Consider the following 14294-nt stretch of genomic DNA (forward strand, 5'->3'; position numbering starts at 1 on the left):
CCTATTGCTATTTAAAATAATTCTTTTTATACCCTCGGTAGATCCTCCAAATGCCGTATATCACAAAAAGACTACCTAAAAACCAATCAATTGCGTCGGGCGGAAACCGTTTATTTAACGCTATATCCAGCTTATTGCGAACAATCAAAAAAATACCCACAAAAATGATCAGTATCCCCATTGCATAATCCAAAACTGATCGCATGCCCGCAACCCGTTTGTTCCGCTGTCGTTCATAATCTTCATTTGATTTAATCGTCATATCGCTAATGAGGGTTGGCAATTTATAGATTTTTCTAATTAGATGCAAAATTTTAAAATTCCATAACCTTGGGAGCTGGGTAAAACTGATCTTTAACTTAACCATAAAGACGCTGGGGGTATTTATAAAATAGTTTCTGCGCTGCCATTTCTCTACGGCAAATGTTATGGTTATATTTACAGGGAATATGTATTTTATAAAAACTCCATCGTGGCTGAAAAAAGTGTATGGCGGTTATATATGGGATATCCCGGTCCGTGAAAAAAAAATCTTTTTAACCTTTGATGACGGACCCCATCCGGTAGCGACCCCTTTTGTACTGGAGCAATTAAAACATTATAATGCCAGGGCAACGTTCTTTTGTATTGGTAAGAACGTGCAGGCCGAACCGGCATTGTACCAGCAATTGTTCGAAGAAGGACATCGTGTTGGTAATCATACACATAACCACCTCAATGGATGGCGTACGGACACGCATATTTACCTTGACAATATTTTGCAGGCTTCAAATGTTATCAATACCGATCTGTTTCGCCCTCCTTACGGGCGCATTACCCGGAAACAGGGGTATTTATTGCGTCAAAAGCACTTTCGCATTATAATGTGGGATGTACTGAGCGGAGATTTCGATCAATCGCTCGCGCCTGAAAAATGCCTGGCCAATGTTGTAAGAAAAACAACTCCCGGCTCGATCATTGTTTTTCACGACAGCCAAAAGGCATTCAACAACCTGCAATATGTATTGCCTAAGGCCCTGGAACAGCTTTCCGCGGCGGGCTTTACGTTTGAGGCCATTGCCTGAAATCTTTTTTTAAACAAGAGGGCCTGAGTGAATACCCAAGCCCGATTTTTAATCCGTACCCTATGAAAACTTAAGGGTGAAGTTAGCCCGTTTTACAGAGATTGTCAAAAAAAAAGTTGTTAATATTGTTGTTATGTTGATAGATACCCATGCACATATTTACGCCACTGAATTTGATAATGACCGGGAGGAAATGCTGCAGCGGGCCTTTACCGCAGGGATTAGTCCTGTTTTGATGCCGGCTATCGATAGCGAAACGCACCCGTCCATGCTACAACTGGAGGCTGGTTATCCGGGACAATGTATTGCCATGATAGGGCTGCATCCTGTGTCCGTAAAAGAAGATTTCGCTAATGAACTTGCAATTATCGAAACAATGCTGCAACAGCGGGCTTTTGTTGCTATTGGCGAAACGGGGCTCGATTATTATTGGGACATCACTCATAAACAACAGCAGATAGAGGCCTTTGAACAGCAGTTGCAATGGGCTGTCCAATATGATATACCGGTAGTGATCCATAGCCGGGAATCGACCGATGATTGTATTGCGCTGATAAAAAAGTACACACCAGAGGGACTGCGCGGCGTTTTTCATTGTTTTGGCGGCACATTGGAGCAGGCAGAAGCGATCATTGCTCAAGGATTTTACTTAGGAATTGGCGGAGTACTCACCTTTAAAAAGTCTGGCCTGGATGTGGTATTAGAGCAGTTACCGCTGGATCAGATCCTTTTGGAAACTGATGCGCCCTACCTGGCGCCGGTCCCCTATCGCGGCAAACGGAATGAACCTGCTTATTTGTTGCAGGTGGCGCAAAAACTGGCGGATATAAAAGAAATGCATGTAAACGAGTTGGCAGCTATCACAACGGCGAATGCTAAAAAATTATTCGCTTTATAGCGCCAGAAACCGTATTTTTGCAGCCCATTTCAATATTGGAGACGCGTCTCCCGCAGGAATGCGAGATTGAAGGAGTCCCGTCGCAACGGGAGAAAGTGTATATACGGGAAACTGTATCATCGTGTGAGGTAGAGATGTAAGTTCGAAAGTTTGATCTTTGGCTGAAAGAAAGGGAAATTAATATAATGGAGACGTGTCCGAGTGGTTGAAGGAGCACGCCTGGAAAGTGTGTATACGGGAAACTGTATCGCGAGTTCGAATCTCGCCGTCTCCGCAAAATGAAAAACAACACCTGTTTTGTATACATTTTACAAAGCAAGAAGGACAGGTCGTTCTATGTTGGGCAGTGTAATGATCTGGACAGACGGATGTCTAAACATTTTGACGGCTTTAGTAAATACACCGCATCTAAAAGACCGCTTTCTCTTGTTTACTTCGAAGTTTTCCTCTCCCGTTCCGAAGCCATTAAAAGAGAACGGCAAATCAAAAAAACAAAAAGCAGAAAATATATTCTCCAATTAATTGAGAATTGGAGAAAGGACTGGCAATAGATTTTCGCCAAACTCAAGTTGAGTAGTTGAAGGAGTCCCGTCGTAACGGGAGAAAGTGTGTATACGGGAAACAGTATCGTCCCGATGCTCGGGAAATCTCGCCGTCTCCGCAAAATGCATTGATGATCAACGCTATTTTTGTTTACCGGTTTTCAATTGGGTAGCACCAAGGGAAATTTGTTGATGTTTTTGCCGATCTTCTTACTTCCTGCGCAACACCAACAAGGGCTAAAAAAAGAAAAATATTTTCGTAATTTTTGTGTCGCTGGTTTTCCTTTAAAATAGTAGTTGCGCCTCCAATTTTTTGTAACCATATATACAGCCTATACTTTTCGCAGGTAAAAAATTACCCGGAGTTCTTTTGCTCTATTTTAAGAAACCATTTAATTCTCGCCCGGCCAGTTATTTTTGTAGGCGGAATCATTCAGCTTCAATTCTTTTGCACTTAGCTGCAATGTGATCTGCATAGGAAATTCACTATTGTGATTGAATTCTTCCATATAATCAATACAATGAGCATCTGTAAAGTTAAGCGTAATGAGTTTGCTCATGCTGTCTCTTCTGAAAAAGGTTATCTTGCCATTTTTCGTCTGGGTAGAACTAATCATCCAGTCAAACAGATCCACACTACCGTTGCTTTCCAATGTAAGAACAATACTTCCCCCCCTGGGTATGGAAGTCGGCCGGCCTGTGTCATCCGTCACTTGTGTTAACCGATAACTACAATTGAGTACATTTCTTTCGACACCGTCAATAGAAAATTTTGCTATAAATGACATGATTATTTGTTTAAAAATTTAAAAATTATTTTAAGGGAGCTTTGTATACGGCTAGTATATGAAGTCCCGGGAAAAAATGAGCTTCGTAAAGCGATACTCTTTTCTTAATCAGCATAAAATTCGGAATATTATATTCGTTGTATGGATGAACCTGAAACACATTTCCTTTTTTCAGGTATTCCATTGTTATCATTTCATCGATATCCTTTGGCTTAACATGTACACAGCCGTGTGATTCAAAAAGCGCTACATTTTTCTTTTGTCTGGTTTCAAATTCATTAATCGGCGTGGTGTGTATAAAATCCGACATGACCCGTTCTGATTTATTGTCGAGCATTCCGTTGTTATTTAAGTCTCGAAAATATTTAATGGTTACATGCCCAAAGTCATTCAGCACCCATTTATCCGGAACAATTCTTCCCAAACCGTTTCCGCTTGCGATACTACGCACTACTTCCACAGCGCCCCTGTTGTCCATATTTGACCAGGCAGCATTGATCGTTGTAATAGGCTTCCACCTATCGTTTAGCTGAACCTCCAGGATCTCTTTATTAAATCTTAAGGGTGTTCCCCATGGCAAACCGGACGACAATGGATAAAGACCACCGCCGCTGCTTACATGTTTGCCAATTGATGAAACAATGAACCGCCCTTCCCTGGTGGGAGATGCCTCATTTCCACCTGCCACATTATGTGCACTTCTGGGACCGCCAACAGCCATGTATGCCTTTATACGTACTAGTTCAACCCCCATACTTGCTTAAATTTTCCTTTTGCAGTAAATAATTATACTTCTCACCGGGTCTGCAGCGTCCTTATAGCCTGCGCTATGGACTTCCATGACAACGGGATTTTGTGTTGGAGCAATATCTTTACTTAAATTAAAGGTTGTAATAACGAAATTTTCCTTTACGCGCAGCTTTTTATCAAAGGCCAGTCGGGAAGTACCCTCTCCAAAGCTCGTTTTTATTTTCTGCAACAAGCGGGATTCCTGCACCCCTTCTATCGGCGGGTTTATTTCAACTGCCACCGAATCGAATCCATTTTTTGGCTGGGCAGCAAAATAGTGAACATAGGTCATCTTTGTGCCTGCAACAGGATCATTTACAGTGGTATCAGAAATAAAGTACCGGGCGGACCTGCCAGAAAATGCCTTAAATAATTGGGACGGATCCTGATTAACCAGTGCAATTTTTGCACTTGTTTCTTTTATACACTGGATCAAAGTGTCTGAAGGTAAGATACTCTTTTCCTGTACCGGGCTCCTGGTGTTCCCATAGGTATCTTCAACTTCGGTATTGTTATGTTTACCTGACACGCTGTTACAACTTTGAAGAAACAGGGTCCCTAAAGCTACTATTACCAGACAGATGTGCTTGAAACTCATGAGCTATTACTTTACGCCATACCCATTTATTAAATGACCCGACCCTTACGGACCGGGTCATCAACTAATCAAGTTTAAATCCTTACTTCAAAGTAAATTAAACAGCCCACTGGTTTACGTGAGAAGCGTTGCCCATAGAGATCTCTTTTGCAGAGATGGTAAACGTTTCAGTAATGGGGTTATCGCTGGTAGAACTGAAGTTCTCGCGGTAATCTACCAGGTAGCCTTCTTTGAAATTCAACTCTTTCATAGTAGCATCAGAGTCTCTTTTGGTGAAGGTGATTTTACCATCTTTTCTTTCGAAGTTGTTGCACATCCACTCGAAAAATTTAGTGTCTCCGGTAGATTCAACGGTGATGTAGATTTTACCGCCGCGGGTAATGGTAGAAGGACGACCGGTAGCATCGGTCTCTTGTTTCAAAGCGTAGCTGATGTCAATGACATTGTTTTTGTGTCCAGCCACATCTAATTGTGCTTTAAACGACATAATGGTACATTTTAGGTTAAAAAATAAAAAGTATAAAAACTATAAATAAAAAACATAGTTGCGGCACACTCAATACCATCCTGTTCCAGGACATACTGCTGCATACCGGTTTTGCTCCTTATACGTTAGCCCCTCAAAAAATCACGTGCTACTTACCTTCCTGCTCGTACTTCGACATCCAGTCTACTCCGTCCGGGTCATCACCTTTCTGACCTTCCAGCTTTATAAGGAACGTTTTAGCCGGGAAGTAGGGCTTTAAATGTATATCCAAATGGATCCGGTCTTTTTGCACCGGGTCCTGTTCAAATCTTTTTATCGTAAAGTTCTCGATCAGTTTGCTCGGTCCGGTGATTCCATCTAAAAACTTTACAATCTGCGAATTCAGTTCTTTTCTTGTGTTGGCGTTAAAATTCTCAAAAGCCCTTCTGTTCAGAAAGTCCATCATCACTTTTGCCACATAGTCGAACACCCTTACTACAGAATAGGTCTGCAAGCCGATATTATCGCCATTAAACAGGGTTTTGGCCGAAAACGCCATTACCTTGCCGTACTCTTTCGCCATCGGGATCAACCCCAGTTTTTCCAGCCCGGCTATTTCACTTTTCTTTAAATCAAATTTCACGCCATCTACCTCATTCATGGTGCCGTATTTTTTACCGGCAGTAACCTGAGACATCAGCGTATAATAAACTTTACCCGCTAAAGAACTTGAGGGAGGAATGTACAGATGGTCTTCTTCTCCCACTGCGTCTACCTTTCCGCGCCCTACCAGCCAGTTGCAGGCCATCATTACATTGGAGCGGTAGGGATCGCCGCCGGTAAGATTGGCGGCTTCAAACAATTCCATTACATCATCCGGCGTATCCAGGTTTTCGAAATCGGTTACCAGCATCACTTTATTATCGTGTGCGATTTTGGCCCATTTCTCCACCACTTTATTGGAGCCTAGGTAGCCCGGCAATACCAGTATACTGTAGTTATTACGCAGATCAAGACGATCGTAGTTATTTACCAGTTCGGCCTGTATATGATCGATGAAACGGGTATTGTCCAGATCTTTTAGCTGATCCAGTTCCGCGTTCATCACGGAAATATTTTTAACCTTCTGGCTTTCTGTATTTTTAAAGAAAGACGCCACCGAACGATAGGAACGTTCCAGCTCCCGGGTACGGTCCAGGGCTTTTTTGAGATTAGACTTTAGCGTGTTATCTGCAATTGCGGCCTGATGCTCGCAATCCTGCACCATTTCACCCAGCTCATCGGTTTTACCCAACACGTCGATCCACCAGCTTAAGGTCTTTTTTAACTCGTTGCGTTCTTCTTTTTTAGCCGCTTCATCTAAAAAGATCTTTTTTCGCGCCTTGCGCTCAGGGTTCAGGTTCTGCACATTATCTATGGCCGATTCCAGCAGATCAAATCCGCCCAAACGGGCGAGCGCATCCAAATGAGCATCGAGCGATCGTAATTCTTTTACCGCAGGTTGCTTAAACTCTTTATGCGTATTTTGGTCTTCAGCCGCGGGGTTATTTTGAGCAGTTGCCATATATTGTTGGAATAGATTAAAATAAATTATTTGGAATTTTCCAGCTCCTGCACCAATACTTTTAATGCTGCCAGCAGATTTTCCTTGGTTTCTTTTTCCGCCAAAGCCTGTTTTAAAAGCTTATTGGTCTTCAGTTGCTTTACAATTTTTTGATATTGCTTGCGTTTCATATCCAGCTCGCTCAGGTAAGTACTTTGATGGGTAATGCCATTAGCCCCAAAATCCTGCAGGCCGTTGAAATGCAGTTCTTCCCTTTTTGAAGCGCCTTCTTCCGTTTCAAAATCCATGGATACAGAAGGTGAAAAATGGGCAAAAACGGATTCTACATTGGTGAGCCCCTGTACAATCTCAGGTTTTACGGGGGGGAGGTCTGTCAGTTTCTCAGCTAACAATACCCGGTTCTGGGGAATATCGGCAAAGGCTTCAAACGCATCAGTTTTTACTTCCGTACCACCAATACCATAAGGTTCTAAAGGCATAGCTTATAAATTTTTTAATAGGTCCAAATAAATATACTTCCGAGAGCTATCAGAAATATGGTTCACCATACAGGTGTATTTTCTGAGTTAGCTTATTTCAAAAATAGGAATTAATTTCAAACAAATTTAAAAATAAAAACCAAATCAATAATAATTTACTATTAAAATACCGGGAAACAAGTACTACGGGCCTCTTTCTGCTGCCCGCCGTTATTTTCCCCAGATAAGCTCGTCATTTTCAACTTTTAACAATGCTTTGGATCCGGGAAGCAACTCGCCGGAAATGATCTTTTTTGACAGCGGCCTCCTGATCTGGGAGCGAATCACCCCATGTAGTGGCCGGGCGCCATATTCCGGCGTAAAGCCCATGCCTGCCAGTTTTTTCTTTGCTTCAGGCGTTATTTCTATGCTGACCTGTTGTTTTTCAAGGGCTGCATACAATCCTTTCAGGTTGATGTCCAGAATGCGCTCCACCATCTGTTCTTTCATTGGGGCAAACGGAACAATCTCCGTTAGGCGTCCCAGGAACTCGGGCCGGAAATGATTGCTCATAATATTGAGCAGACTAACGGCATCGGGTGGGGCGTCGTTTTTATTGAACGAATCCACCACATGTTTACTGCCGATATTGGAAGTAAAAATGACCAGGGCATTGGAAAAATCGCCTTCCTTGCCCAGTTTGTCGTGTATTTTCCCCTCATCCATCAGTTGCAAAAAAATATCAAACACCGATTGATGCGCTTTTTCGATCTCATCAAAAAGCACTACAGAGTAAGGCTGCTGACGGATCTTATTTACCAGCAAACCGCCTTCTTCGTACCCCACGTATCCCGGAGGCGCTCCGTACAACAGGGCGGCGGAATGCTCTTCCTTAAATTCTGACATATCAAAGCGGATGATATTAGTTTCGTCCTGGAACAGGAAATCGGCCAATGCCTTGGCCAATTCTGTTTTACCGGTACCTGTAGGCCCCAGGAAAAAGAAGGATCCGATCGGTTGGCCCGGCTTGCCCAGCCCGGAACGGGATTCGAGTATCGACTCACTAATGATCTTTATGGCCTGGTCCTGACCTACCACCCGCTGTTTCAGGATCTCTTCAATATTTAATAACCGTTCTTTCTCCTGCGCCTGGATCTTTCCAAGCGGGATGCCGGTTTTATCGGCCACCACGGCGATCACATCGTGTTTTTCTAATGTAGTACGATCTTCCGCTACCAGAGGTTTCAATATTTCATATACCTTGTCGAGATAAGCTAATATTTCTTCGGTCGTCTTCATTTCCAGCGGGTTTTCACCGGTTGGAACGGCGCTCCATACTACCGGGCTCATGCCGCTTTTCAATTGCTGGTAATGCCATTGATATTCTTCCAATGGCACAGAAGCTTCTGTATTATTCTTAAATATTTCATATTCAGCTTTCCGGGCGTCAAGCAGCGCCGACCCGGTATCTTTTACCAGGCGCAAAGCCGCCATGGACCGGTCTGCCAGGTCAATAGCAGCGTCCGGCAAACGGCGATCCTTTATATAACGTTTCGCGAGACGGATCGCTTCATGCATTGTATCGTCCGGACTTTTTATTTTATGGTGGGCTTCGTAAAGCGGCATCACTACTTTCATCATACGGAAAGCAGTACCCGGCGTGGGTTCTTCCACAGTAAGTGTTTCAAACCGACGTGCAAAAGCTTCGTCCCGCTCAAAATTCTTCCGGTATTCGTCAATAGTGGTGGCCCCGATGATGGTAATCGCACCTTTGGCCAGTTCCGGCTTTAGCAAATTAGCCGCTCCTGCAAAGGGGCCGTTCTTGTCCAGCAATGCATGGATCTCATCAATAAAAAGAATCCCTTTTTCGAATTGCTTTATTTCATTGAGCACGGATTTCAGCCGCTCTTCTGTTTCGCCTTTATAGGATGCTCCCGCGGCCATGGCGCCATTGTTGAGTTCAAAAACTTTTGCATTCTTTAAAAAGGCCGGCACCTGCCCACTTTGAATAGCCAGGGCAAATCCATCTACCAATGCTGTTTTTCCAACGCCAGGTTCCCCGATCAGCAACACATTGGGCTTGGTACGGCGACTGAGGATTTCTGCCATCATACGGATCTCCTGCTCCCTGCCGATGATCGGATCCAATTTGTCTTCCGATGCCATCAGCGTCTTATCGATACAATATTTCTGCAACACCTGCTTGTTTGCTGTAGTTTTTGCAGTTCCGCTCGCAGTATTTTTTTCCAGCTCATTTAAAAGATTCACGCCCGCGATGGAAACGGAAGCCAGGTCGATTAGCTGCTGCCGTTGAACGGGAAAGGTTTTCAACTGATCAAAAGAAAAAGCGATACCCGGCGTACTTATAGAAGCCAATACGTGGAGGGGTTCTATTGCGTCATCATTGGTTTTTATACGGATGGTGTCTGCATCATCCAACAGCGTAGCAATATCGTCTGCCGGGAGGAGGTCTTCTTTCATAGCCGCCGCTTTAGGGCAGGCTTCAATGCGTACCTCTGCCCAGTCTGCCAGGTAATAGACATCCACATCTGCCTGAACCAACACGGGATCCAGCTCCACATCCTTATGCAGCAAGGCTTTCAACAGATGCGGGGCTGCGTATTTATTATGCCTGTTTTCTTTAGCAATAGCTTTGGCAATGGTGATTGCTTTTTCAAGTGTTTCTGAGAATTGCATGATGCTTTTTATTTTTATGCCCTTACAGATCCCGCCAGCTCATATTAAACATTCCGGCTTTCACTTTGCCGATAATTTCGAGCTTACTGATACAATTGCTTGGCTTGTTTTTAAATATGGTTGTGGTAAAAGCGAGTTTATCGCCTCTTTTTACTGCGGCTACTTTATTATAAAACTGCTGAAACGGTACCGATTTGCCGTTCAGGATGACGGTAGTGTTCAGGTTGCCATCACAGAAATATTTTGCAAAATCGGAAATGGGCCTTCCGCCCCCTGCCACGTTACGAAACATCTGGTTCAGATCAGCCGCCGATACATCGGGGTACGAGGGCGCCGGAGGTGGCGGTGCTTCCTGTTGCTGTTGTTGCGGCTGCGGATTTATTTGTTGTGTTAACGGGTCGGTATTGGGACGTTCGTTTACCCGTGGACGGGGCGCTGCTACCGCAACGGGTATATTCCGCTCTTCTTTTGGGCTCACATATATTTTTCTTACCAGTGGTGTTTTGTAATTTCCATTAATGACTACAGATATTGTTTTCATTCCTGGTGTTGTAAACGTGTATACCTGGTTACGAAGCGCCCCGTCCACAACCGCGGTTTCGCCAAAACGCCACTCCCAGGTAGTTGCTTTTGAAGACGTGTCTTTGAACAAAACAGGCGTGCCCACCACCGCGGTAGCCGGCATTATTACTTTTGCGACCAACGAGGAATCGATCACCTCTGGTGCCGCAATTACCGTAATAGTCTTATACTCAACACATTTTCCATCAGCCAGCAACGAAATAGTGTAATTGCCCGGATCATCAAAAGCATGCAACGCCGAAGCCACTTCTGTTTCGCTTTTTTGATTATCGCCAAAATCCCAGCTCAGCCGTTTAAAGTCTTTTGCATCCGTTTCGAAGCGCACGATATGTCCAGCAGTTAGTGTTGTTCCAACAGTATTGATTGAGAAATCTTTACATGGCTTATAGCTTCTGTACCGCAAAACAAACGCCAGGGACGCCAGTATGCATACCGCCAGCAGCGTTATGATCACATTATCGTCCAGACGAAAAACCATGAATTGTTTCTTTTGCATTTTATATATTTTTTACCAGCCGATTTATTTTAAGACTTAATTTTGTGCCATGTTACTTAAGAAAATACTCGCCATCCTATTAATCATCACAGGCCTCACCAGTTGTTTTTTTTCGAAGAAAGCTACTAAACCGGATTATAGTACTTCCATTTACACGAATACGCCATCGGCAGACTCTTCCGCTTTAAAAACCCGTGCAGCAGCTCATAAAAAGACGGTCATTGCGGATTCTTTGTTGAAAGCCCGGTATGCCACCTACCTGAAATTACCGGCAGACAGCATTAAAAACCTCCGTTTGTATCGCTTTATTGATCAGTGGCTGTATACTCCCTATTTATGGGGCGGTACCACCAAAAGAGGAATTGATTGTTCGGCTTTTATGCAACGACTGCTTGCGGATGTTTACCAACTGCACATTCCCCGTACGTCGATCCAGCAATTCTATACAGACAATGTAGAACCGTTTAACGGCCAACAATATCTTTCGGAAGGTGACCTTGTTTTTTTTAAAACGATTCCCGGCAACCCCATAACCCATGTGGGCATGTATTTGGGCAATAATATTTTCATCAACGCCTCCTCATCAAAAGGGGTAAGCTTTGGCAACCTGAGGGACTATTACTGGGCTACCAAATATGTTGCTGCCGGAAGGCTGATCGTACGCAAATCCAGGCATATTGCAACAACCAACGGGGTCACAAAAAATTAGTCAAAGAACTTTAATCGGTCTGCTTTCGTACTTATCTTGGAGTATTCAAACAATTGGTCAGGGCGGTTCTTGTTTCAATCAGATCCCTGTTTAGCTGCGCGTTTTCCTGTTTTAAGCGTTCCAGGTCTGTCGGCATATCACCCATATCGATCGCCTTATTAGTTGCATCCTGGTAACGCTGGAATACATCGATAACACTTGTATTCAACCGGGAATACATGCTGCTGTCTTTATATTGCAAATTATTCAGGATGCGAAATTTCTCCGTAATCTGCTGATTCAGATAGGCTTTCTGCGCCCCGGGTTTCCGGAGGGAATCAATCAGCCCCTTGGCTTCTTCCATCGTTTGAACAAAGCGGTCCTGCGCCGCTTCCTGCAGCTTAAATGTATTTAACTGCTGGCGCATCATCCGGTTATCTTTTGTGGGAACCAGGGTATCAAAAAAGAAAGCCACCAGAACAAAAGCCATCGCTAAAATAAATAACAATAAAAACTTCCAGAATGCCTGCTGGCGCTCTTTCGCATTGATTACAATTTGTGCCATCTTTAGTATTTAATTCGTCAAATAAGATTAATCTGCCAGGAAAAATCCGCGTTTTCTTGCCTGCACTTCTTCTTCCGGAACCACCAGTTTTTCTTTTACGAAAATGCCGGTTTCTTTTTTCTTGCCAATATAATCCAGCGCGGCGAGGTTCGTAAACAACTGCAGGATCAACGCGCAGAATTTTACATTCTTGTCTATTCCCTGTCGGATGTTGAGGTGATCATACCGGTAATTCGTAATGGCGGTGATCTCCTCTTCCAGTTCGCCCTGGTTTACATTACACCATTCCGTAAAATAATTGATCATTTCTTCTTTGGCGGAGCCGATATAGATGTCGATGGCATTTTTAATGGTACGCGCCAGTCCGGACACCACCGTGATCAGTTCCACCGGCGTTCCAAACAAAGCACTATGACGGTAACTGCCATATGCCTGGGAAATGTAAAACAGCACCTGCTCGCTTAACTTTTTTACCGGGTCGATGAGATCGTTCTGCTGATTTTTCTGAAGGATCTTCTGCAGGATCTGCAGTGCGTTCAACTCCATTCTTCCAAAGAACTGTTCCGTTTCTGCATGATGCTGCACCAGGCTTTCATAACTGTTAACCGCAGTGCAGGGCGGTATATAATCCTCTTCCAACGCAACCATCTGGTCCCTAATAACCACCTTGCCCACCGGTAATTGAAAGGCGCCTAATGTATTTAATGAAGTTTCCGCAACCGGTAGCAGCGACACCGCATAGGCCGGTTCCGTGAAGGGCAGCCGGATCGGTTGTTCTTCAGGATTGGCAACGCCGGAGGGAACAGGGTTATAAGGATCCACTGAAATGATCACATAATACTCATCTGCTTTCCCTTTCAGCTCTTTGAACGGAACACTCAGTCCTGGAATGCGGGCGCTTAGCTGATTGGAGTTATCGGTAGAATCCGAATTAAACCGGATAATATACCCACCTCTTGTTATTGCCGTGCAGGACAATATGCGTACGCTTACCTGCTGCATATTATCGACAGTGACCCAAATTTTGGGCGGATCAATAGCTGTACCGATCGGCAATAAGCCGTAATTGTGGTCGTTCAGAAAAACAGTGTTGCTCAAAGCCTGCTGCGACTGTGATGCGTATTGCTGGGCGATGAAATGATTTTTATTGATCTTCATCCCGTTTACCCAGTTCACTGGTTTATATTCAGGTGTGCGGTTCATACTAGTTTTTTAAGATATGCGTGAACAAATGATAATGTCGTTCTCCCGTACCTTATTTATAAATATGGTTTTTTCGGGGTCGATATATTTTGTAAACAAAGTGTACCATTTAGGCTTTTTAAAAAAGATCCATCCGGAGGATTCTCCTTTTTCATTCAAATAGGTGATCGTGGCATTGGGATGCCTGTCGTTATAATCATTGATGAAATAATAGAACAATTCGCCAAAATCCATATCCATCGGCGCTTTTGCTCGAAAATTGGTGAAATGTTTATCATTATTCTTTTTATAAAATTCAAAGCTGATTACCAGGAGGTTCCTTAATTTTTTTTCATCAATCTCCGCCAGTTCCATCTGTGCCGGATATTGCCATTGTTTTAGAATTTTAAAAGGGATGGCGATGGCGCTGCGATAGGTATAGTAAACGATCAGCGGCACAAAAAAGATCACAGCGGCCGTGGCTATGGTTATATCCATTGTATTTTTCCGGAACAGCCGATAGGTCATTATAAAACACAACCCGCCCAGGAACAGGATGGCAAGGGTAAGAAAGACCTCGGCCCAGTAAGTTTTTTCATTGACCCACTTCAATTTGGTGGTAAGGGTGTAAACATGTAAAATGCCCAGCCCCAGGAAAAATAACTGGAACATAAGGAATAGCTGGGTATTGCTTTCCAAAAATGTAAACCCCGACAGGAGGCCTACAATAGCAAACCCCACGGCGTATAAAAGAATATAATAAACAGTAGGTTTTGTAAAGGGTTTAAAACTGCCCCTGATCTTTGAAACAATCAGCCCCATAATCATGGACATGCTTATAAAACTCACCCCCAGGTAGGGTAAAGCCGATTTTAAAGAGGGTGAAAACCAGTTTTCCATTTATTAAAAATTCAATT

16 protein-coding genes and 1 tRNA gene are annotated in these 14294 nt (G+C 43.6%); 5 read left to right on the forward strand and 12 right to left on the reverse strand.

What is annotated here, in order from left to right:
- Positions 1 to 7 precede the first annotated feature (7 nt).
- Complete coding sequence (locus NIASO_RS10760; RefSeq protein WP_044046615.1) at positions 8 to 283, reverse strand: hypothetical protein; 276 nt, start codon at positions 281 to 283, stop codon at positions 8 to 10.
- A gap of 166 nt (positions 284 to 449) precedes the next feature.
- Between NIASO_RS10760 and NIASO_RS10765 the strand changes: the two genes are divergently transcribed.
- From NIASO_RS10765 to NIASO_RS20655, 4 genes are all read left to right on the forward strand, one after another.
- A complete protein-coding gene (locus NIASO_RS10765) occupies positions 450 to 1064 on the forward strand; it encodes a polysaccharide deacetylase family protein (protein WP_025298877.1) in 615 nt (204 codons plus the stop codon).
- Between the two features lie 133 nt (positions 1065 to 1197).
- The gene (locus tag NIASO_RS10770) at positions 1198 to 1962 is read left to right on the forward strand and encodes a TatD family hydrolase (RefSeq protein ID WP_008585729.1); all 765 of its coding nucleotides are present in this window, start codon (positions 1198 to 1200) and stop codon (positions 1960 to 1962) included.
- A 187-nt stretch (positions 1963 to 2149) separates the two neighbouring features.
- Positions 2150 to 2236: transfer RNA gene (locus NIASO_RS10775), tRNA-Ser, on the forward strand.
- Positions 2237 to 2240: 4 nt separating this feature from the next.
- Positions 2241 to 2513 (forward strand): GIY-YIG nuclease family protein, encoded by a 273-nt coding sequence (locus NIASO_RS20655; RefSeq protein WP_044046310.1) that lies wholly within the window; start codon positions 2241 to 2243, stop codon positions 2511 to 2513.
- A gap of 383 nt (positions 2514 to 2896) precedes the next feature.
- Here the strand turns inward: NIASO_RS20655 and tssD (NIASO_RS10785) are convergent, their stop codons facing one another.
- From tssD (NIASO_RS10785) to NIASO_RS10820, 8 genes are all read right to left on the reverse strand, one after another.
- The gene (gene tssD, locus NIASO_RS10785; protein ID WP_008585731.1) at positions 2897 to 3292 is read right to left on the reverse strand and encodes a type VI secretion system tube protein TssD; all 396 of its coding nucleotides are present in this window, start codon (positions 3290 to 3292) and stop codon (positions 2897 to 2899) included.
- 25 nt (positions 3293 to 3317) lie between these two features.
- Positions 3318 to 4046: a hypothetical protein gene (locus NIASO_RS10790; protein WP_008585733.1), complete on the reverse strand. Its 729-nt coding sequence runs from the start codon at positions 4044 to 4046 to the stop codon at positions 3318 to 3320.
- A 6-nt stretch (positions 4047 to 4052) separates the two neighbouring features.
- A complete protein-coding gene (locus NIASO_RS10795) occupies positions 4053 to 4610 on the reverse strand; it encodes a hypothetical protein (protein WP_044046312.1) in 558 nt (185 codons plus the stop codon).
- 166 nt (positions 4611 to 4776) lie between these two features.
- On the reverse strand, positions 4777 to 5166 hold the full coding sequence (tssD, locus tag NIASO_RS10800) for a type VI secretion system tube protein TssD (RefSeq protein ID WP_008585736.1): 390 nt from the start codon (positions 5164 to 5166) through the stop codon (positions 4777 to 4779).
- A gap of 148 nt (positions 5167 to 5314) precedes the next feature.
- Positions 5315 to 6709 (reverse strand): DUF5458 family protein, encoded by a 1395-nt coding sequence (locus tag NIASO_RS10805; RefSeq protein WP_008585742.1) that lies wholly within the window; start codon positions 6707 to 6709, stop codon positions 5315 to 5317.
- Between the two features lie 26 nt (positions 6710 to 6735).
- Complete coding sequence (locus NIASO_RS10810; RefSeq protein ID WP_008585743.1) at positions 6736 to 7188, reverse strand: hypothetical protein; 453 nt, start codon at positions 7186 to 7188, stop codon at positions 6736 to 6738.
- A gap of 210 nt (positions 7189 to 7398) precedes the next feature.
- Positions 7399 to 9864: an ATP-dependent Clp protease ATP-binding subunit gene (locus NIASO_RS10815; protein WP_008585744.1), complete on the reverse strand. Its 2466-nt coding sequence runs from the start codon at positions 9862 to 9864 to the stop codon at positions 7399 to 7401.
- Positions 9865 to 9886: 22 nt separating this feature from the next.
- Positions 9887 to 10942: a PKD domain-containing protein gene (locus tag NIASO_RS10820; protein ID WP_008585745.1), complete on the reverse strand. Its 1056-nt coding sequence runs from the start codon at positions 10940 to 10942 to the stop codon at positions 9887 to 9889.
- A 49-nt stretch (positions 10943 to 10991) separates the two neighbouring features.
- Here NIASO_RS10820 and NIASO_RS10825 point away from each other — a divergent pair, with 49 nt between their 5' ends.
- Positions 10992 to 11651, forward strand: a complete 660-nt coding sequence (locus NIASO_RS10825) for a C40 family peptidase (protein ID WP_008585746.1) — start codon at positions 10992 to 10994, stop codon at positions 11649 to 11651.
- A gap of 31 nt (positions 11652 to 11682) precedes the next feature.
- Here NIASO_RS10825 and tssO read toward each other — a convergent pair whose 3' ends face one another.
- Genes tssO through NIASO_RS10840 form a run of 3 tightly spaced genes read right to left on the reverse strand, consistent with a single transcriptional unit; the run spans position 11683 to position 14277 of the window.
- On the reverse strand, positions 11683 to 12195 hold the full coding sequence (gene tssO / locus NIASO_RS10830) for a type VI secretion system TssO (RefSeq protein WP_008585747.1): 513 nt from the start codon (positions 12193 to 12195) through the stop codon (positions 11683 to 11685).
- A 27-nt stretch (positions 12196 to 12222) separates the two neighbouring features.
- A complete protein-coding gene (locus tag NIASO_RS10835; RefSeq protein WP_008585748.1) occupies positions 12223 to 13398 on the reverse strand; it encodes a hypothetical protein in 1176 nt (391 codons plus the stop codon).
- Positions 13399 to 13407: 9 nt separating this feature from the next.
- Entirely contained in the window at positions 13408 to 14277 is an 870-nt protein-coding gene (locus NIASO_RS10840) for a TssN family type VI secretion system protein (RefSeq protein ID WP_008585749.1), read from the reverse strand.
- Positions 14278 to 14294 lie beyond the last annotated feature (17 nt).

Source organism: Niabella soli DSM 19437 (assembly GCF_000243115.2).
Classification (GTDB): domain Bacteria; phylum Bacteroidota; class Bacteroidia; order Chitinophagales; family Chitinophagaceae; genus Niabella; species Niabella soli.